The following is a 1,423-nucleotide window of genomic DNA, read 5'->3' as shown; positions in this document are numbered from 1 at the left end:
ACCTACCTCTTTAGCCCACGATGTTTTCCAAGATCCTGATCGCCAATCGCGGCGAGATCGCTTGCCGCGTCATCAAGACCGCCCGCCGCATGGGCATCCGGACGGTGGCGGTGTATTCCGATGCCGACGTGCGGTCCCTGCACGTGCAGCTGGCCGACGAGGCCGTGCACATCGGTCCGGCGGCCGCGGCCGAGTCCTACCTGTCGATCGACAAGCTCGTCGAGGCCTGTCGCCGCACCGGCGCCGAGGCGGTGCATCCGGGCTATGGCTTCCTGTCGGAGCGGGCTGCCTTCGCCACTGCCCTCGAAGCTGCAGGCATCGTCTTCATCGGGCCCAACCCGGCCGCGATGGAGGCGATGGGCGACAAGATCGAATCCAAGAAGTGCGCCAACGCGGCGAAGGTGTCGACGGTGCCGGGCCACCTGGGCGTGATCTCGGACCCGGCCCATGCGGTGCGGATCGCCGACGAGATCGGCTACCCGGTGATGATCAAGGCCTCGGCCGGCGGCGGCGGCAAGGGCATGCGCATCGCGGCGTCGGCCGCCGAGGTGGCGGAGGGCTTTGCACGCGCCCGCTCTGAGGCGGCATCGTCCTTTGGAGACGACCGCGTCTTCGTCGAGAAGTTCATCGTCGATCCGCGTCACATCGAGATCCAGATCCTCGGCGACAAGCACGGCAACGTGGTCTACCTCGGCGAGCGCGAATGCTCGGTGCAGCGCCGCAACCAGAAGGTGATCGAGGAGGCGCCGTCGCCGCTGCTCGACGAGGCCACTCGCCGCCGCATGGGCGAGCAGGCGGTGGCGCTGGCGCGCGCCGTGAACTACGACTCGGCGGGCACGGTCGAATTCGTCTGCGGGCAGGACAAGTCCTTCTATTTCCTGGAGATGAATACGAGGCTGCAAGTCGAGCACCCGGTGACCGAGCTGATTACCGGCATCGACCTAGTCGAGCAGATGATCCACGTCGCCGCGGGCGGCCGGCTGGCGTTCGCGCAGGAAGACGTGCGTCTGAACGGCTGGGCGGTCGAAAGCCGCGTCTATGCGGAGGATCCGACGCGCAACTTCATGCCATCCACAGGGCGGCTCGCGACCTACCGGCCGCCGGCCGAGGGCCGACATGGCGGCATCACGGTGCGCAACGACACCGGCGTGTTCGAAGGCGGCGAGATCTCAATCCACTACGACCCAATGATCGCCAAGCTGGTGACGCATGCGCCGACGCGGGCCGAGGCGATCGACCGCCAGGCGCTTGCGCTCGACGCCTTCGCGATCGAGGGCATCCGGCACAACATCGCCTTCCTGTCGGCGCTGATGCGTCATCCGCGCTGGCGCGCCGGCAAGCTGTCGACGGCGTTCATCGCCGACGAGTTCAAGGGCGGATTCGTGCTACCGCAACCCGTGGGGCCGACGGCGCAGCGCATGAC

Annotated in this window: 1 protein-coding gene; it reads left to right on the top strand. The window is 67.6% G+C overall.

The features are described 5' to 3' along the window. Positions 1–20 precede the first annotated feature (20 nt). Positions 21–1,423: acetyl-CoA carboxylase biotin carboxylase subunit (locus AC1DY5_RS55560; RefSeq protein ID WP_478122692.1), on the top strand; the 1,403-nt coding region annotated here is incomplete at its 3' end.

It is taken from the genome of Variovorax sp. P4_D9 (assembly GCF_056401695.1).
The sequence above is the reverse complement of the archived record's forward strand: the minus strand, read 5'-3'. Positions and strand labels throughout refer to the sequence as shown.